This window comes from Caballeronia sp. KNU42, from assembly GCF_053760385.1.
The window spans coordinates 955,253-971,585 of sequence record NZ_CM132389.1; the positions used below are offsets into that span (position 1 = coordinate 955,253).

Annotated in this window: 18 protein-coding genes; 4 read left to right on the forward strand and 14 right to left on the reverse strand. The window is 60.6% G+C overall.

Going from position 1 to position 16,333, the window contains the following annotated elements; genetic code table 11:
* Nucleotides 1-122: 122 nt before the first annotated feature.
* From ACSOSP_RS23385 to ACSOSP_RS23400, 4 genes are all read right to left on the reverse strand, one after another.
* On the reverse strand, nucleotides 123-791 hold the full coding sequence (locus ACSOSP_RS23385; RefSeq protein ID WP_455313289.1) for a YceI family protein: 669 nt from the start codon (nucleotides 789-791) through the stop codon (nucleotides 123-125).
* A gap of 55 nt (nucleotides 792-846) precedes the next feature.
* Nucleotides 847-1,350, reverse strand: a complete 504-nt coding sequence (locus ACSOSP_RS23390) for a DUF3455 domain-containing protein (protein ID WP_455313290.1) — start codon at nucleotides 1,348-1,350, stop codon at nucleotides 847-849.
* An 87-nt stretch (nucleotides 1,351-1,437) separates the two neighbouring features.
* Complete coding sequence (locus tag ACSOSP_RS23395) at nucleotides 1,438-2,055, reverse strand: superoxide dismutase (RefSeq protein ID WP_455313647.1); 618 nt, start codon at nucleotides 2,053-2,055, stop codon at nucleotides 1,438-1,440.
* Between the two features lie 419 nt (nucleotides 2,056-2,474).
* Nucleotides 2,475-3,491, reverse strand: a complete 1,017-nt coding sequence (locus tag ACSOSP_RS23400) for a 1-aminocyclopropane-1-carboxylate deaminase (protein WP_455313291.1) — start codon at nucleotides 3,489-3,491, stop codon at nucleotides 2,475-2,477.
* 160 nt (nucleotides 3,492-3,651) lie between these two features.
* Between ACSOSP_RS23400 and ACSOSP_RS23405 the strand changes: the two genes are divergently transcribed.
* Nucleotides 3,652-4,161 carry an Lrp/AsnC family transcriptional regulator gene (locus ACSOSP_RS23405; RefSeq protein ID WP_455313292.1) on the forward strand — a complete coding sequence of 170 codons (510 nt, stop codon included), beginning with the start codon at nucleotides 3,652-3,654 and terminating at the stop codon, nucleotides 4,159-4,161.
* Here ACSOSP_RS23405 and ACSOSP_RS23410 read toward each other — a convergent pair.
* Nucleotides 4,158-5,243 carry an IS630 family transposase gene (locus ACSOSP_RS23410; protein WP_455312806.1) on the reverse strand — a complete coding sequence of 362 codons (1,086 nt, stop codon included), beginning with the start codon at nucleotides 5,241-5,243 and terminating at the stop codon, nucleotides 4,158-4,160. The genes ACSOSP_RS23405 and ACSOSP_RS23410 overlap by 4 nt on opposite strands.
* A 279-nt stretch (nucleotides 5,244-5,522) precedes the next feature.
* Between ACSOSP_RS23410 and ppnP the strand changes: the two genes are divergently transcribed.
* A complete protein-coding gene (ppnP, locus tag ACSOSP_RS23415) occupies nucleotides 5,523-5,843 on the forward strand; it encodes a pyrimidine/purine nucleoside phosphorylase (RefSeq protein ID WP_031359973.1) in 321 nt (106 codons plus the stop codon).
* Nucleotides 5,844-5,980: 137 nt separating this feature from the next.
* Here the strand turns inward: ppnP and ACSOSP_RS23420 are convergent, their stop codons facing one another.
* The 3 genes from ACSOSP_RS23420 to ACSOSP_RS23430 form a co-directional block, all read right to left on the reverse strand.
* Nucleotides 5,981-6,337, reverse strand: coding sequence for a hypothetical protein (locus ACSOSP_RS23420; RefSeq protein WP_455313293.1), 357 nt, complete (start codon nucleotides 6,335-6,337; stop codon nucleotides 5,981-5,983).
* A gap of 281 nt (nucleotides 6,338-6,618) precedes the next feature.
* The gene (locus tag ACSOSP_RS23425) at nucleotides 6,619-7,443 is read right to left on the reverse strand and encodes an alpha/beta hydrolase (RefSeq protein WP_455313648.1); all 825 of its coding nucleotides are present in this window, start codon (nucleotides 7,441-7,443) and stop codon (nucleotides 6,619-6,621) included.
* Between the two features lie 67 nt (nucleotides 7,444-7,510).
* The gene (locus tag ACSOSP_RS23430) at nucleotides 7,511-8,242 is read right to left on the reverse strand and encodes a DUF4118 domain-containing protein (RefSeq protein ID WP_455313294.1); all 732 of its coding nucleotides are present in this window, start codon (nucleotides 8,240-8,242) and stop codon (nucleotides 7,511-7,513) included.
* A 293-nt stretch (nucleotides 8,243-8,535) separates the two neighbouring features.
* On the opposite strand from ACSOSP_RS23430, the gene ACSOSP_RS23435 reads away from it, so the two are divergent.
* Nucleotides 8,536-9,198, forward strand: a complete 663-nt coding sequence (locus tag ACSOSP_RS23435) for a response regulator (protein WP_455313649.1) — start codon at nucleotides 8,536-8,538, stop codon at nucleotides 9,196-9,198.
* The gene (locus ACSOSP_RS23440; RefSeq protein ID WP_455313295.1) at nucleotides 9,195-10,529 is read left to right on the forward strand and encodes an ATP-binding protein; all 1,335 of its coding nucleotides are present in this window, start codon (nucleotides 9,195-9,197) and stop codon (nucleotides 10,527-10,529) included. The genes ACSOSP_RS23435 and ACSOSP_RS23440 overlap by 4 nt, the downstream gene beginning before the upstream one ends.
* Nucleotides 10,530-10,541: 12 nt before the next feature.
* Here ACSOSP_RS23440 and ACSOSP_RS23445 read toward each other — a convergent pair whose 3' ends face one another.
* From ACSOSP_RS23445 to ACSOSP_RS23470, 6 genes are read right to left on the reverse strand one after another with little or no spacing between them, the layout of a single operon-like run.
* On the reverse strand, nucleotides 10,542-11,375 hold the full coding sequence (locus ACSOSP_RS23445) for a phosphodiesterase (RefSeq protein ID WP_455313296.1): 834 nt from the start codon (nucleotides 11,373-11,375) through the stop codon (nucleotides 10,542-10,544).
* Between the two features lie 46 nt (nucleotides 11,376-11,421).
* Nucleotides 11,422-12,480 (reverse strand): ABC transporter ATP-binding protein, encoded by a 1,059-nt coding sequence (locus ACSOSP_RS23450; protein ID WP_455313297.1) that lies wholly within the window; start codon nucleotides 12,478-12,480, stop codon nucleotides 11,422-11,424.
* Nucleotides 12,477-13,379: an ABC transporter permease gene (locus ACSOSP_RS23455; RefSeq protein WP_455313298.1), complete on the reverse strand. Its 903-nt coding sequence runs from the start codon at nucleotides 13,377-13,379 to the stop codon at nucleotides 12,477-12,479. Before ACSOSP_RS23455 ends, ACSOSP_RS23450 begins: the two co-directional genes overlap by 4 nt.
* Nucleotides 13,380-13,387: 8 nt before the next feature.
* Nucleotides 13,388-14,212 carry an ABC transporter permease gene (locus ACSOSP_RS23460; RefSeq protein WP_455313299.1) on the reverse strand — a complete coding sequence of 275 codons (825 nt, stop codon included), beginning with the start codon at nucleotides 14,210-14,212 and terminating at the stop codon, nucleotides 13,388-13,390.
* A 10-nt stretch (nucleotides 14,213-14,222) separates the two neighbouring features.
* Nucleotides 14,223-15,236 (reverse strand): ABC transporter substrate-binding protein, encoded by a 1,014-nt coding sequence (locus tag ACSOSP_RS23465; RefSeq protein ID WP_455313300.1) that lies wholly within the window; start codon nucleotides 15,234-15,236, stop codon nucleotides 14,223-14,225.
* Nucleotides 15,233-16,288, reverse strand: coding sequence for a substrate-binding domain-containing protein (locus ACSOSP_RS23470; protein WP_455313301.1), 1,056 nt, complete (start codon nucleotides 16,286-16,288; stop codon nucleotides 15,233-15,235). Before ACSOSP_RS23470 ends, ACSOSP_RS23465 begins: the two co-directional genes overlap by 4 nt.
* Nucleotides 16,289-16,333: the final 45 nt, after the last annotated feature.

A 16,333-nucleotide genomic window follows, 5' to 3' on the forward strand; every position in this document is an offset into this window, starting at 1 on the left:
GGCCACTCACGACGAGTGTCCGAACAGGACAGCAGGCAGGATCAAACGCGCGGGCGCATGACGCGCCCCGCGACGCATGGCAAGCAGATAAAGCACCCGCTTCCCCGCGCTCACGCCGTCAATCACTGAGACGCGGCGTCCGGCGCGACCGCTACAAACTCAGCCTGAATCGCCACGTGCACGTCGTTACCCACGGCCGGGTACCACGTCGATAAACCGAACTGCGCGCGGCTGAAATGCCCATCGGCGGAAAAGCCCAGCGTCTGTTGTTTGGTCAGCGGATTCGGCGCATGCCCCTTGAATGTAACGTCAAGCGTGACCGGCCGCGTCGTGCCATGAATGGTCAGGTCACCGGTCAGTTCGCCCTTGTCATCCGCCGTGCGCCTGAACGCCGTACTCGCGAAGTGAATCGTCGGAAAACGCTCGACGTCGAGCATATCCGGGCCCTTGACCATCTTGTCGAGAATCGGGACGTTGGTGTCCAGGCTGCTTGCATCGATATCCGCCGTCACCGCGCTGTGCTCCATGCCGGCTGCATCCCAGTTCAACTGCGCGGCGGTCTTGTCGAAGCGCATGACGAAGCGCGAATACTTGAAGTGATCGACATCGAAACTGACGTTCCAGTGATGCGGGTCGAGTTGATAACGCCCCGCAGGAACACTGGCTTCGTCGAGCGACACTGAATGCGTCACCACGCTCAATGCCGTGCAAGCCGACATCGACAAGGCAAACGCAATCAGCAAACCCGCCCGGAATGCACGAAAGCGAGGCAGCAATCTGGAGTCACGCATGATTGTCCTTTGAAGAAATCAACGCCGGTAGTGCAAGCCATCATGGCCGCTTCCGCTACTTGTAGAAAATGTAGTTGGCGATATAAGGCGAGCTGCCAAGCTCATGTTCGGTCGAACATGGCGAGGCCGGCATCACGCCGCCCACGGTGTTCACGCGTTGAACATAACGAATAGCAGACAGCATGCCGCTTGTCCCAGTGCTGTGGGTTTCAAGCAATAACTGCGGCACGCTTGCGGTGGTCTCGCTCGGCGTTTGCGCGATCACGTGGCCTACGATCCGGCTGCCATCATCCGCCTCCCACGATGGCCCCGCCGCGTGCCGGAGCAACGCCTGGCCGCTTGTATCGTAGAGCGTTGCCTGCGGGTTCTTGAACACCCAACCCAAATGATGTTGCGCATCGTATTCGCATGAATACACCTGCACGCCGGAAGCGGTCGTCGTCACGACACGTTCCGCCTGGGGAGGATCGATAGAGGACGCAGCGGACGCGGCAGTGCTGGCAACGCTGAGGACCATCAAAGCCGCCACCCGGCTTGCGCGGTCGAAATGAGTGAACATGAAACTCCTGCTTGAATGAAATGACTGACTAAGCAGCACGGATTGTGCGCCCGCGGCCACGCAGCGCGCATATCCGCACAGTCTTGCTCAGACGCGCTCCAGATTAGCCGACGCAAACGCCCAGTTCAAATGCTGTGACACGGTAGCGACGAGGTAGTCGGGACGGCGATTCTGATAGTCCAGGTAATACGCATGCTCCCATACATCGACCGTGAGCAACGGCGCGAGGCCCCGCGTGAATGGTGTTTCCGCGTTGCTCGTCTTGATGACCGCAAGCTCGCCCTGGTCCACTACCAGCCAGCCCCAGCCACTGCCGAACTGCGATGCCGACGTCTTCACCAAAGCCTTCGTCAACGCATCGGTTGAACCAAACTTGCGTACGATTGCCGCCTGGAGTTTTTCGCTCGGCTGGGTAGTAACCGGGCTCAGCGAATTCCAGTAGAAGTTGTGATTCCAGGCTTGCGCGGCGTTGTTGAAGACATCGGCGAGAGCGGGTTGATCGTGCGATTGCATGATCACTTGTTCAAGCGATGCCTGCTCCAAAGGGGTACCGGCCAGCAGCTTGTGCAGGTTATCGAAATACGCGCGATGGTGCTTGCCGTAATGAAACCCGATGGTGCGCGCCGAGATCACCGGTTCGAGCGCGTTGTCAGCGTAAGGCAAGGGTGGCAGCGTTTGCGGCGATGAACCGAGGTAAGCGGGCACAACGCCGAGCGTCACTTTTGCATCGGCGGGAGATTGGGCCGATGTGTCCTGCATGGAAGCGCCGAATGCGAACTTCGAGAGCGCGACGCCAGCCGATGCCAGTGTTCCGCCTGCAATCAGGCGGCGACGGGAAATGAGCGAGTTGAGCATGAAGAAACCCGTAAGTGTGGAGTGATTGCAGCCATCACCGGTTCACCGGTCTGTTCTGGCTGCATTCACACAACGCTTCGGGTTCGACATCTATTCCATCGGCTCCGCTAGTTATTAACGGGCTGCGGGAACAAGCTGAAGAATTCAGCAACATCTGCTTGGATACCGATGGCTTCGGGGCGAAGACATAGTGTCGTCATATCGCCATACCCCAAGCCGCGAACGAAACGCCCCGCATCTGAGCGCTTTTCGTCCGCGCATTTACTCGATCAACCTTCGCGAAACAGGAAGCTATAAGCGTTCAACGCCGGCACGCCGCCAAGATGCGCATACAGCACCTTCGAGCCTTCCGGGAACTCGCCGCGCTTCACTTTATCGATCATGCCGTGCATGGACTTGCCTTCGTACACGGGGTCGGTCAACACGCCTTCCAGCTTCGCGCACAGGCGGATGGCCTCGAGCGTGCCTTCGTTCGGCAAGCCGTATTCGGGACCGCCATAGCGTTCGTCCAGCACGATATCGTTCAACGTGATGTCGCGTCCCAGCTCTACCTGCTCGGCCGTTTTCCGCGCGATCCGGTGGATTTGCTCACGGGTCTTTTCAGGCTTGGCCGATGCATCGATACCGATCACCCGATCCGCGCGTCCGTCCTCCGCAAAACCCACGACCATGCCCGCCTGCGTGCTGCCCGTGACCGAACAGACCACGATGTAATCGAACTTGAAACCCAGCTCCGCTTCCTGCTGGCGCACTTCTTCCGCGAAACCCACGAAGCCCAGGCCGCCTAGCGGATGGTCCGAGCAACCAGCGGGGATAGCGTAGGGCTTGCCGCCCGCCTTCCGGACATCGTCCAGAGCGTCTTCCCAACTCTTGCGAAAGCCGATATCGAAACCGTCCGCGACCAGGCGCACATCGGCGCCCATGATCCGGGACATCTGGATATTGCCCACGCGGTCATACACCGCGTCCGAGTAGTTCACCCAGTTTTCCTGCACCAGCACACATTTCATGCCGAGGTGCGCAGCAACAGCGGCGACCTGACGCGTCTGGTTCGACTGAATCCCACCGATGGACACCAGCGTGTCGCAGCCTTGCGCGATCGCTTCCGGGATCAGGTATTCGAGCTTGCGGGTCTTATTGCCGCCGAATGCGAGGCCGCTGTTGCAGTCTTCGCGCTTGGCATAGAGCTCGACCTTGCCGCCAAGATGTTCCGACAGCCGTGCGAGCGGCTGGATCGGCGTTGGCCCGAAAGTGAGCGCGTGACGGGGAAATTTCTTGAGGTTCATGTGTCGCTCCGGTAGACAGCCACTTCGTCGCATTTATTTGCGTCGATGAGAAGTATGGTAAAAAACTTTGGCTGAAACAGGGTTGCGAATAAATTGTCGTTTGTTTAATTCTCACTGACTCAACTACTGAACGACGTAATTAACGTGTGGAGAAATAGTCATGAGCGCAACAAAAGTTCGTGCTGATTCGCGTGTAAGCGAGCAATCCGGCGCTGAGCTGGACCGCGTCGACCGCGCGATCCTCAGGCAGCTTCAGCGTGACGCCTCTATATCCAACGTCGCGCTTGCGGACAAGGTGAACCTGAGTGCACCGGCGTGTTTGCGTCGCGTGGAACGGCTCAAGCAAGCGGGCCTGATCCGGGGGACAGTCGCGTTGCTGGACCCGAAGAAGCTCAACGCGGGCATGCTGATGATCATCGGCGTGGTGCTGGACCGCTCGACGCCGGAGTCTTTCGCCGCGTTCGAGAAAGCCGCGCAAAAGGTCTCGGGATGCATGGAGTGCCACATCGTGACAGGCGAGTTCGACTGCTTCATGCTGGTACGCACGCGCGACAGCGAGAGCTTTAACCGCCTTCACGCCGAGCAATTGTTGTATTTGCCCGGTGTGCGCCAGGTCAGGACCTTCATGGTCCTGAAGGAAATCCTGTCGACTACCAGTTTCCCCATCTAGTGTCCTGAGTTAGAGATTCGCAAACAAAATCGTTCGATGCTGGCCATGATGTCGTCAGCAGATTTTGTCCACATGAAGGGCTGCGGCTCAGCGTTGTAGATGTCGAGATAGTGGCGAATCGCGTCTTCCAACTGGCGTGTTGAACGATGGGTTCCGCGCCGGATTTGTTTTTCAGTCAGTGTGGCGAACCAGCGCTCCACCTGATTAAGCCAAGAAGCCGATGTTGGAGTGAAATGGATATGAAAACGCGGATGACGAGCAAACCAGGCGCGCACGGTCGGTGTCTTGTGAGTCCCATAGTTGTCCATCACCAAATGCACGTCCAATTGAGGAGGAACGTTGGCTTCGATCGTACGCAGGAACTTCAGGAACTCAGTGCCGCGATGGCGCCGATGCAATTGGCCGATGACTTCTCCGGTGGCGATATCCAGGGCCGCGAACAACGTCGTAGTGCCATGGCGTTCGTAATCGTGCGTACGGCGCTCGGCTATGCCGGGGGCCAACGGCAGAATCGGTTGAGTCCGGTCCAGTGCTTGAATCTGGCTCTTCTCGTCCACACACAACACCATGGCCTTGGTCGGCGGATCGAGATACAAACCGACGATGTCACGCGTCTTGGCAACGAACTGCGGATCGGTGGACAGCTTGAAGGTTTCCTGACGATGAGGCTGCAGGCCAAACGCACGCCAGATCCGACTCACCGCCGTCTGCGACAGACCACTTTCGCGCGCCATGGTGCGCGTGCTCCAATGTGTCGCTTTGGTCGGTTGTTCTTCCAGCGTCTTGGCAATGAGTGCATCGACCCGAGCATCATCAATGGTGCGTGGCGCGCCTGGCCGGGGTGCGTCGAGCAATCCATCGAGTCGCTGCTTGAGAAAGCGCGCACGCCATTTCGTTACCGTCTGCGGCGTGACACCAAGCGTGTCGGCTACGACTTTGTTGCTGATGCCGCTGGCGCAGTTCAAAACGATGCGCGAGCGCAGGGCGAGCGCCTGAGCTGTCTTGCGCCGACGCGACCAGGCCTGCAACTGCTCACGTTCCGATTCACTCAACACCAACTCCGCTTTCGGTCGACCTCTCATCGCGCCTCCGTCGTATCGAACCAACTATACGACGGACAATGCGGCGATCGAAAAATTCCATGAATTTCTAACTCAGGACACTAGGGTTCCACGCTTGGCCGCCGGGCGCATCGCGCATACACCGAAGCATTGCCAAGCTGAAGAATAATGATTATGTTTCGCGGGGCGCCAAACCACGCTTCCAGGATCGCCTCGCGATACGACTACGACAGATCACCGTGCCCACGGCCTGAGCCCCATGCCGTCGGCCGACAACCCGGACCATAGGAATTTCCACGCATGACAACGACTGCACAATTCGACAACGTCTCGATCATCAAGCACGCCAACATTTACTTCGATGGCAAATGTGTCTCGCATACCATCCTGCTTGCCGATGGCACGCGCAAGACGCTAGGCGTTATTTTCCCGGCGCTGCTGACGTTCTCGACGCAAGCGCCGGAGCAGATCGACGTCAATGCCGGACGATGCCGCGTGCGTAATCCAGGAGAAGAAGCGTGGCGTGAATATGGCGCCGGCGAGTCCATCACCGTGCCGGGCAACACCAGCTTTGAGATCGAAGTGATTGAAACCGTCGACTACGTGTGCCACTACTTTTGAGCGCAGGCTGGAACGTCTTGGTGTATACCCGCCGCGCCTGACTTGAATGGAACAAGATGGCCGATTGGCGACAGGGGTTTGTAATGCTGTCAGTCCACCGTCTTCGGGCAACGCACGTCGCTAAAGCATCGTGTCCTTTACCTTGACGCGATCTGCCGACGCGCCGCCGCCGGATGGAGCTCTGCGTATAGCTGAACCAGCCACGCGTGCGGGCAGTCGTCGCTGATTGAAATGCCGTTCGCGTTGACGTCGCTCAAACCGATCTGCCGCGCCTGCAAAGCTGCGTTGAACGCGCAGCTTGCCTTATGCCGCACATAAAGTGCGCCGAGCGCCGCGATGACGAACACTGTCGCCCTGAGTTCGAACGTGCCCGGATGGTCCAGCGGCAGGTGCAGCAACAAGACGATGCATAGACACATCGCCGTCAGCACCGCCACCGATGCCGACAAGAGCACCGCATGGGCGCGCAATGCGATCGACAGCGTGGTTTGCATGACGGTTTCTCCGGTCTCGCAACAAGCGGAATTACTTTCAATCCTGAACAAGGCCCCGCGTCCATCCGATGCCGGGCTCATGTCTACGGCAACGCGGAATGCGTTGCTGCGGTATTCCGGCGAAATCCGCCCGCCGCACATTCGGCCGGATCCACAGTGCGCACAGAGTGCACGGCACATGCTTAAGCGACGCTTATCCGCGCGCGGAGCGTTCAGTTACCAAAAATTGTTTTGAAAGCTTCGGCGCCGCTGCGGGCCGCCGCCAGGCTGTCACCCGGGCTTTATTTGCTGATGGAGGCCATCTGCCTGAGGCGCCGCGCAAGCGCCTTCGATACCACCGGCTTCGCGCCGCCTTCGGCACTGCTGGCGGCCTCGCTTTCCTTGAGGAACACGGCTGTCTCGCGAGCAACGATTTCCCGCTCGTTGTCGGAGGTGATCATGTGGTACGAATCGTCGAGATAGATGGTGCGCAGGACCGGCGATCCAATGTTCGACGCAACGAATTGCGCGTTGCGCGGGCTGGACGTCTCGTCGTCGATTGCATGAATCAGCAGGCAATCGTTCTTGAGCGCCGCCAGGCTTTTTTTCACGCTCGCGGCAAGGCGGCTCGCTTCATGCAACGCGGGAAGCGAGATGCTCGACGGGCCGACTTCGCTCAAGTCGTTACGCTGCATCGCGCGGCCGACCTTCGCGCGCAACGCCTCGTTGCGCAGCCCGAACGGCGCTTCCTCCCGATACCGCCAGCGATGGCGCATCGGCGTGTAATAAGCCCAGCCGAGCAGGAAGCGATACCACGGCATTGCCCAGCCGTCGTAGTCGAGTGTGACCGACAGCAGCACGATAGACTGCGCGCTGGGCCGCTCACGCACGAGCGCCAGTGCGAGCGCTGCGCCCATCGAAAGGCCGCACACGGATACCCGCGAGTAACGCTCGCTCAGCGCATCGAATTCCCTGACCGCGGCCGCAACCCATGCTTCCATGCGCAGTTCCGGCGTGCCTGCGCTGTAACCGTGGAGGTTGGGCGCACAGGTCGTGAGCCCTTCGCTATTCAGGTAGCGCGCGAGATGGCGCATTTCGAGCGGTGAGCTGGACAGGCCGTGCAGCATCAGGACCGCATGGTCGCTGCCGGAGTAGAAGGTCGACGCGGTCAACGCGGAGGCTTTCTTGCTCACGCTAATCGACCCTGCGCAAGATCAGAAACTCACCGGCGTGGGTGGTAAAGCGCTCGCAGATGCATTCCACGAGTTTGTGCACGCCATCGCCCGAGCTGATGCGCACGCGATGCCGCCCCGGTTGCAAACCGCGGTGCAGCCTTTCGATATCATCGGGATGCGCATTGGCAAAAAGCCGCCCCGGCGCCATTTCCTTGGCGCCTGGCGCCGCGTTGCGATCGACGGCCTGCAGCAGGATGATGGCGTCGTGGTAATGCGGAAGATGCCGCACCAGCCGATGCGTTTCGTCCACCGCCCGGCGCGACAGCGCACGCTCATTATCGGCGCGCAGCAGCATTTCGTAGCGCGAGAGCGCCACGGCCGCGATCAGTTCTGTACTGAATTGCGAGCGCCGCAGCCGTTCGATAAGTGTGATAGTGGACAGCGTGACAAGCGGATACGAAATCGCGAGCATGACGTCAGCGCGATCGACGACCGCAATCTGGGCGTAAGGTGGAACGAACAGGTAATCCGCAATGCCCAGGCCCAGCAGCATGACCGTCAGCGAGGGGATGAGCCCGAAAAAGTATTCGACCATTGCCGCCGCTATACAAAAGGCGACACCTGGCATGACGGGACCGAGGACTGGGTGCAAGGCGAGCCTGACCCCGCTCGCGACACAAAGTGCGAGCGCGCTCATTACCCACACTCGCTTGCCTCGCGGCGCCCAGCGGCGGGCGTTTTGAATATTCATTAATGCGGATTGTTTCAGCGATATAACCAGAACGAGGGTGGATTATTACACACAGTTACAGGCAGTGTCGCATGCATGAGCTTAAGCGATGCTTAAGGACTTCCCTGCACTGGCTGGGCTTGTCACGGCGAAGGGCCGGCCCTGGATAAAGACATGGTAAGGATTACTGCAAATCTGGAAGATTCATGGAACGAGCGATTGATTCTAGGAAGCCCGTGCTTAAGGAACGCTTAAGCAGCTGCCGCAGACAATCCATGCTCGATATTTGGTGGCAGGACCGGGGAGACTTCGCGATGCGGCTATTACTGGTGGAAGACGACGAGATGATTGCCGAGACCGTGCTCGACTCCATGCGCCGGCTGGGTTACGCAATCGACTGGGCGGCGGACGGACGCGCCGCCGAGCTGTCGCTTGGCAATGGGGTGTACGACCTCGTGCTGCTCGACCTCGGCTTGCCGAAACGCGATGGCATCCAGGTGTTGAATGCATACCGCAAGGCCGGCGGCGCGGCGTCAGTCATCATCCTGACCGCGCGCGATGCCGTGGACGATCGCGTCCGCGGGCTGGATGCAGGCGCCGACGACTACCTCATGAAGCCCTTCGATCTCGACGAGCTGGCCGCACGCGTGCGCGCGGCGCTGCGCCGTCGTACCGGACAAAAGCAGCCTGTCTATACGCATGGCGAACTTGCCCTCGATCCCGCGTCGCACGAAGCGAGCAAGGCGGGGGTGCCGTTGCCGCTGGTGCCGCGCGAGTTCGCGTTGCTTCAGGTGCTGATCGAGGAGCCCACACGTGTTTTCAGGCGTGCGGAACTCGAGGAGAAGCTGTATGGATGGGGAGAGGAAGTGGGCAGCAATACCATTGAGGTGCATGTCCACAGTCTCAGGCGCAAGATTGGCGCAGAGCAGATATTGACGGTCCGGGGCGTAGGCTACCGGCTCAAGGGAATCGAATGACATCTATCCGCCGCTGGTTGCTCGGCTGGCTGATCTTCGGACTGGCCGCGACGTCGCTGGCGGCGGCCTATGGCATCTTCCAAACCGCGCGCCGTGAAGCTGGCGAGTTGTTCGACTACGAGTTGCGCACCGTCGCGCTGTCGTTGCCGGCAAATATTGCTACTGCCGATGCTGCCGAGCGGGCCAACCACGACTTGAGCGGCATAGCCGACGACCGGATTGCAATCGATATCTGGGACAAACAAGGCAAGCTCGTTTACCACTCGCTCAAGGAGCCGGCGTTGCCGCGCATCGCTGAAGGATTCCGGTCGATTGAACGCGATGAGTACCGGTGGCGCGTGTTTGGCCTGCAGCAACCGGACCGCTACATTCAGGTGGCGCAACCGTTCTCGGTTCGCGAGGATCTTGCGCTGCGGCTAGCCTGGCGCACATTGTGGCCGCTGGCGCTGGTGGTGCCGGTGACGATTGCACTAGTGTTGTTGGTCGTGGCCCGGGGGCTTGCGCCGATCGGTGGATTGTCGCGGGCGTTATCGCGGCGCTCGCTCGACTCGCTTGAGCCGTTGCAGGCTGGCGCTCGCGTGCCGGTCGAGATCCGTCCTTTGGTTGATGCGCTCAATGACTTGCTGCGGCGGTTGAACGATGCGTCGCAAGCGCAGCGAGTTTTTGTTGCCGATGCGGCGCACGAATTGCGCACGCCCCTGACCGCGCTGAAGTTGCAGCTTCAGGCGGCCCGGCGTGACGGCACGTTGCAAGGAGACGGCCAGACCCTCGAGCGTCTTGAGGGACGGCTTAACCGCATCATTCACCTTGCACATCAGTTATTGGCGATGGCGCGTGAGGATGCGAATCGAGCCGCGTCGATGGCGCCCATGAGTCTGCGCCGGCTCGCGGAGAGGTCGGTCAGTGATCTCTCATTGCTGGCGGAGGCCAAGCGCATCGATCTGGGACTGGAGGAGCGCACGCGCAATGCATCGGACGACTATGTCGTGCTGGGCGATGAGCATTCGTTGGGTATCCTGCTGAACAATCTTATCGATAACGCGATTCGCCACACGCCAGAAGGCGGCAAGGTCGATGTGATTCTTACGCGCGATGCGCAGGGTATGGGTGTTGAAGTCGTGGATACAGGCACGGGCATTGCGCCCGATGAACTGGACCGGGTGTTCGACCGGTTTTATCGTGGCACGGGTGCGCAGGGGTCGGGGAGCGGGCTCGGACTCGCGATTGCATCGAGCATTGCGGGGCGGCATGGCGCTACGATCGAGATGCGCAATCGCGAGGATGGGGGTGGGTTGACGGTGAGGGTGGGGTCGCTGGCGCCGGGGAAGTAACCGGCTAAGCCCTTAATCCACCAACGCCCCATCATCATCGAAAAATGGATACGGGCCGTCGAACGTCTCCACGTATTCGTGATGCGACACAAGCCCCACGCCCTGCGTCCAATAATGCAGCGCAAACGCCCCAGGCTCGAGCACGAACGCCGACGGTGCGTCGACATGCAAATCAAGCACCACCTGATGCGCGGTCGACGGTGCGATAGAAGCGATGGTGCCCGCAAACCGCTTAAACACCGGCCGATGCACATGCCCACATAAAACACGCTCCACATTCGGATATCGCGAAATCAGCGCCTCAAGCTTCGACGCGGCCTGCGCGTCGAGCGCCATGTCGTCCATATGCCCGATGCCCGTAGCAAACGGCGGATGATGCAGCGCGACAATCACCGGACGACCGTCAGCGGCCTCCAACTGATGTTCAAGCCACGCAAGACGCGTATCGCATAACGTGCCCGGGCTTTCCTGCGGCTTCTGCGAATCCAGCGCGATGATCCGCATATCCTGCACATCGAACGCGTATTGCACAAATTCGCTACCCGTACCACTTTCGTGCAGATAACCGGCATCGAAAACTTCGCGCAACGCCGCGCGATCGTCGTGGTTTCCGACCATCAGATACACCGGCATTTGCAGCGGTTTTAAACACGCTGCCAGATGCCGGTATTCATCGACGGTTCCAAAATCCACCAGATCGCCGGTCACCAGCACGGCATCAGGACGCGGACTCAGCGCGTTCAACCGTTCAACACAAGCACGCAGACAGGCTGCGGTATCGACTTTCTTATAGGCGAGCACGCCGGGAAGCTTGATATGCAAATCGGTGATTTGAGCGAGCAGCATGGCATCTCCTTGGTTTGGCTTCAAGCGAACGAGAGAACGTGAAGGATCAGTGCAATGCGACCCAGCCCTCGTCGCGCACCGATATCCCCACGGCCGTTCCCTCAGCCAGTTCAACGCGGCCGGGCACATCGACGATCAACGCATCCGGCGCCGCGCCCCTGATTTTCAAGCGGGTACGTTCACCCAAAAACAGCGCCGACTCTACCGCGCCGCGCAGTTGCGCAGATTGCGGATCGACGAGCACCGCATCTTCTGGCCGGAAGAAAATTTCCGACCGCGCACCATCCCGCGCACGCAGTTGTGCAACCAGTCCCGTCACGCTAATCGTACCGCCAAGCGTGACGAATGCGTCATCGCGGCACTCGCCCGCCACCCGATTCAATGTGCCGATGAATTGCGCCACCGCGCGGCTGGCCGGCTGATAGTAAATTTCACGCGGCGTACCGCACTGCTCGATGCGCCCCGCGCTCATCACCACAATGCGGTCCGCCAAAGCCATCGCTTCGGACTGGTCATGCGTGACATAGATGCTGGTCACGCGAAGCTCGCGCAGCAACGCATTCATCTCGGCACGCAGGGTCTCGCGCAGGCGGGCATCGAGTGCGGTCAGCGGTTCATCGAGCAACAATACACGCGGCCTCGGTGCGAGCGCACGGGCCAACGCAACACGCTGGCGCTGACCGCCGGACAACTCGGTAATCGGCTTGTCCGCGTGGGCGGTCAACTCGGTCATCTCGAGCAATTCATCCACGCGTCGACGCGCCGCCGATGCCTCCACCTTCTGGATCCGCAAGCCATACCCCACGTTACCGCGCACGGTCAGGTTGGGAAACAGCGCGTAGTTCTGGAACACCATGCCGACCTGACGACGCTCGATGGGCAATGCCGTGACATCGTCGGCGCCGAAGCTCACACGACCGCCGACATCGGGCTTCTCCAGGCCGGCGATCAACCGCAGCGTCGTGGTCTTGCCGCAGCCGGACGGTCCGAGCAGGACCAGCGTCTCGCCGGGTTCGATGCTGAGATCGACGGGTTCGAGCACACGCTGCCCGCGAAATGTCTTCGCACAACGGCTGAGGGTGACGGGAACGGCTTCGAGTCTCATCGTGCAGTCTCTACAGGTTGGGACGATTGAGTAAGTGACTGCTCCGGCAAGCCGCCGCGCGACAATGCGCGCTTGCGTTTCGCCGCGGCGCGAGCGCTCTGCGCGCCGGCCGGATCGACGCCCAGCCATTGCATCGCAATCAGCAACGGCAAGGTCATCAGCAGGAACAGAATAGTGTAGGCGCTGCCGACTTCAAGACGCATGGACGCGTACGCATCGGCGAGTCCGACCGGCAGCGTCTTGGTGTCGGGCGTATGCAGCATCCATGTCAGGTTGAATTCGCCTATCGATAAAGTCAGCACCGCGAGCGCGCCGGCAACAATGCCGGGACGCGCATTCGGCAGCACGATCGTCAGGAAGCGCTGCGTGAACGACGCGCCCAGGCTCGCCGCGCCTTCCTCCATCGTCCGAAGATCAGTACCCGCGCAGACGGCGGCAACCGAGCGCACCATGAACGGCAAGGTGAAGACCACATGCCCGGCGACGATGAACCACATGCTCGATCGAAACGCGCTCCAGCCGCCGTACACCGACAACAAAGCCAACGCCGTGGCAAGCCCCGGCAACGCGATAGGAAGCACCAGAAGCTCTTCCACGAACCGCGCCCAGCGTGTATTGCTGCGCGCGAGTGCATACGCTGCAGGCACACCAATCGCGAGCGTGATGACGAGCGTTGCAAGCGCGATCTCTATCGATAACCAGACCGAACCCTGATACATCTCCCACACTTGCTCAAGCCATTTCAGCGTCAACCCACTCGACACACCGCGAAAATAGTTGACGGTCAATCCGGCCATCACCGACATCACCACGGGCACGACCATGAACGCAACCAGCGCCAGCGTCAGGAGCAATTGCCCGGCAACAAGCAGGCGACGCGGTCTCAGGAACTCAGGCATCGGCGTCCTCATGCGGTAGCGGCGACAGTCGCGCCGGTGAGGCTGCGAGCAACCGCCAGCACGGCCCACGTCACCAGGCCGAGCACGATCGACAACGCTGCTGCCGTCGCAAGATTCGCGTTCAGCGTGAACTCGGTATAGATGGTCATCGGCAATACGTCGAGGTCGGTGGCGAGCGTGAATGCGGTGCCGAATGCGCCCATCGCGGTAGCAAAACACACGGCTCCCGCTGCGATCAATGCGGGCATCAAGGCAGGCATGACCACATCGATAAAGATCCGCCACGGCGATGCCCCGAGCGAGCGCGCCGCTTCTTCCAGCGATGCATCCAGCTTCGTTGCAGCCGCCATGACGGTGACGATCACGCGCGGAATCGAAAAATAAAGGTAGCCTAAAAACAAGCCGCTGAGTGAATACGCGAACACCCAGCGGTCGCCCGTGAGCCGCGTGGAAATGGCGCCGATCAACCCTTGGCGCCCGGCCAGCATGATCACCATGAACCCCACCACCACGCCGGGAAACGCGAGCGGAAACGTCAACAATGCGACCAGCAAGCGCTTGGCCGGCAGCTCGCGACGAGCAAGAAATAACCCCGCGATAGTCGATAACACCAGCGTCGCCGCCGTCACTGCCAGCGACAACGCAATCGTCGCAAGCAAGCTATGCAGATAACGTGCGTTGGTCAGGACCTCGCGATACGCAGTGAACGCGTCCGGCACCGCGCTGGCCTGCAGCAACGCGACCAGCGGCAGCAGCCAGAACGCACAGAACACGGCCAGCGCGGGCGCCAGCAGGAAGACCCGTGCGCGGTTGGAGAAGGTGGAATCTTGCATCGATGAAAGATCAGTGCATGACGCGCAAATATTCTTCGCCGAACGCGCTTTGCTTCTTGGCCATCTCCGCGAAGTCGACGTCCTTGGCACGCGCATACTCCGACGCCGGCAGGAACTTGGCGGCGATGTCAGGCGGCAACGCTGCGCCACGCACCGGCCGCAGATACGCGTTCGCCCACAGGCGCTGGCCTTCATCCGACAGCACGAAATCCAGCACCTTCTCGCCGTTCGCCTGATGCGGCGCGCCCTTCACGAGGCTCATTACATACGGGACCACGATCGTGCCTTCCTTCGGAATCACGAACTCCACGTTCGCGTGATCCTTGTATTTCGCACGATATGCGTCGAAGTCATAGTCGAGCAGGATCGGGATCTCGCCCGACATCACGCGTGCATACGCGGTCTGCTTCGGCACGATCGGCGCGTTGGCCTTCATCTTGGCGAACCAGTCGAGACCGGGTTTGAAGTTATCGAGCGTGCCGCCCAGCGCCTGGTTCACCGCCACCGCGCCCGCGTATCCCACGAACGCCGACGACGGATCAAGATAACCGACCATGCCCTTGTATTCCGGCTTCAGCAAGTCCGCCCACGAACGCGGTACCGGCTTGCCGTCGAGTGCGTCCTTGTTGACGAAAAAGCCCAGCGTGCCGGAGTGAATCGCGAACCAGTAGCCGTTGGGATCCTTCATGCCGGCAGGGATATCGTTCCAGTGCGCAGGCTTGTATGGCTGCACGAGATCCTTGTCCTTCGCCTGGAACGCCGATGAAACGCCGAGATACACCACGTCGGCAATCGGGCTCTTCTGCTCGGCCATCATCTGCGCGATAGCCTGGCCGGAGTTCTTGTTATCGAACGGCACGCGGATGCCGGTCTGCTTCTGGATGGCAGCGATCTGGCTCGCCCAGTCCGCCCATTCCGGCGGGCAGTTGTAGCAGATCGCGGTGCTGTCAGCATACGCTGCACCGGCCGCGCAAAAGGTGGCCGTCGCTGCTAGCAGCGTGGCAAGGACATGACGAATTTTCATGCAGGATTCTCCGATACGAGGGAGGCCGTTCTGGCCGCAGGATCGATCAATGGCGCGATGGTCGCGCCGGTTCTTACGCTATGAGGCAACTTGAACGGAATGGGGCCACTGGTTGTATCTCCGGGCAGACCCAGCCGGGCCGCAAGATGAAGCCATGCGCACCGGCCAATCTCGCGGTTCGGCGTAGCGACGCTGGACAGCGCTGTCGATAACCATTCGCCAAGCGGAATGCCATCGAAACCGAGCACCGAGATATCGTGCGGCACGGACAAACCCGCATGCCGCAAGCCGCGCATCACGATGATCGCCAGGCGGTCGTTGCTGCAGAAAAGCGCAGTGGGCCGACGAGCAGGATCGGAGAGATGGGCGAGCAGTGAAGGCGGCAATTCGTCCGCGTTGAAATCGAGTTCGATCGGCGGATGGGGCGTAAGGCCCGCGTCGAGCATCGCGTCTTCGTAACCGCGATACCGCAAGCGCGCACGGTCCGATTCCGCGAACGAACCCGCCAGCATCAGGATCCGCCGATGCCCGCGCTGCAACAACGCACACACGCCGTCACGCGCCGCCCGCCGGTTATCCACCGATACCGCCGCGCGATACGCCGTGTCGTTATGGGCCAGCACATAAGGCAAGCCGATGCGATCGAGATCGTCCAGCAAAGGGTTGGATTCAGCATCGGCCACCGTCGCAATCAGGCCATCCACGCGTTGCTCGCGCAAGGTCTCGATCGCGCGCCGCTCACGCGCGCTGTCATACGCGGTGGTCATCAGCATCAGCCGGTAGTCACTGGCGGATGCCGCTTCATCAATGCCTTGCAGCGACTCGGCGAAGACAGGATTGGCGAGCGTGGGCACGACCACGCCGACCAGCCGCGTGCGTACGCTGCGAAGCTGGCGGCCTCGTGCACTGGGCATGAAGTCGAGTGCTTCGATCGACTCGCGCACCTTGGCGAGCGTCTCCGCGTTCAGCAATTGCGGTGCGTTAAGCGCACGCGAGACGGTGGCGATAGACACGCCTGAATGCGCGGCTACGTCCTTGATGGTGGAGTGCATGGGCTGTGGCAAGAGCTTGGGCAGGAATTCGCTGAAAACGTTTAC

Bases quoted from the DNA above. Each gene is read 5' to 3' on its own strand.
- ACSOSP_RS23425 (WP_455313648.1), bottom strand. From the start codon at position 7,443: ATGCTGCACGGCCTGTCCAGCTCACCGCTCGAAATGCGCCATCTCGCG.
- ACSOSP_RS23390 (WP_455313290.1), bottom strand. From the start codon at position 1,350: ATGTTCACTCATTTCGACCGCGCAAGCCGGGTGGCGGCTTTGATGGTC.
- ACSOSP_RS23465 (WP_455313300.1), bottom strand. From the start codon at position 15,236: ATGAAAATTCGTCATGTCCTTGCCACGCTGCTAGCAGCGACGGCCACC.
- ACSOSP_RS23405 (WP_455313292.1), top strand. From the start codon at position 3,652: ATGAGCGCAACAAAAGTTCGTGCTGATTCGCGTGTAAGCGAGCAATCC.
- ACSOSP_RS23450 (WP_455313297.1), bottom strand. From the start codon at position 12,480: ATGAGACTCGAAGCCGTTCCCGTCACCCTCAGCCGTTGTGCGAAGACA.
- ACSOSP_RS23420 (WP_455313293.1), bottom strand. From the start codon at position 6,337: ATGCAAACCACGCTGTCGATCGCATTGCGCGCCCATGCGGTGCTCTTG.
- ppnP (WP_031359973.1), top strand. From the start codon at position 5,523: ATGACAACGACTGCACAATTCGACAACGTCTCGATCATCAAGCACGCC.
- ACSOSP_RS23470 (WP_455313301.1), bottom strand. From the start codon at position 16,288: ATGCACTCCACCATCAAGGACGTAGCCGCGCATTCAGGCGTGTCTATC.
- ACSOSP_RS23440 (WP_455313295.1), top strand. From the start codon at position 9,195: ATGACATCTATCCGCCGCTGGTTGCTCGGCTGGCTGATCTTCGGACTG.
- ACSOSP_RS23430 (WP_455313294.1), bottom strand. From the start codon at position 8,242: ATGAATATTCAAAACGCCCGCCGCTGGGCGCCGCGAGGCAAGCGAGTG.
- ACSOSP_RS23400 (WP_455313291.1), bottom strand. From the start codon at position 3,491: ATGAACCTCAAGAAATTTCCCCGTCACGCGCTCACTTTCGGGCCAACG.
- ACSOSP_RS23435 (WP_455313649.1), top strand. From the start codon at position 8,536: ATGCGGCTATTACTGGTGGAAGACGACGAGATGATTGCCGAGACCGTG.
- ACSOSP_RS23410 (WP_455312806.1), bottom strand. From the start codon at position 5,243: ATGAGAGGTCGACCGAAAGCGGAGTTGGTGTTGAGTGAATCGGAACGT.
- ACSOSP_RS23460 (WP_455313299.1), bottom strand. From the start codon at position 14,212: ATGCAAGATTCCACCTTCTCCAACCGCGCACGGGTCTTCCTGCTGGCG.
- ACSOSP_RS23385 (WP_455313289.1), bottom strand. From the start codon at position 791: ATGCGTGACTCCAGATTGCTGCCTCGCTTTCGTGCATTCCGGGCGGGT.
- ACSOSP_RS23445 (WP_455313296.1), bottom strand. From the start codon at position 11,375: ATGCTGCTCGCTCAAATCACCGATTTGCATATCAAGCTTCCCGGCGTG.
- ACSOSP_RS23455 (WP_455313298.1), bottom strand. From the start codon at position 13,379: ATGCCTGAGTTCCTGAGACCGCGTCGCCTGCTTGTTGCCGGGCAATTG.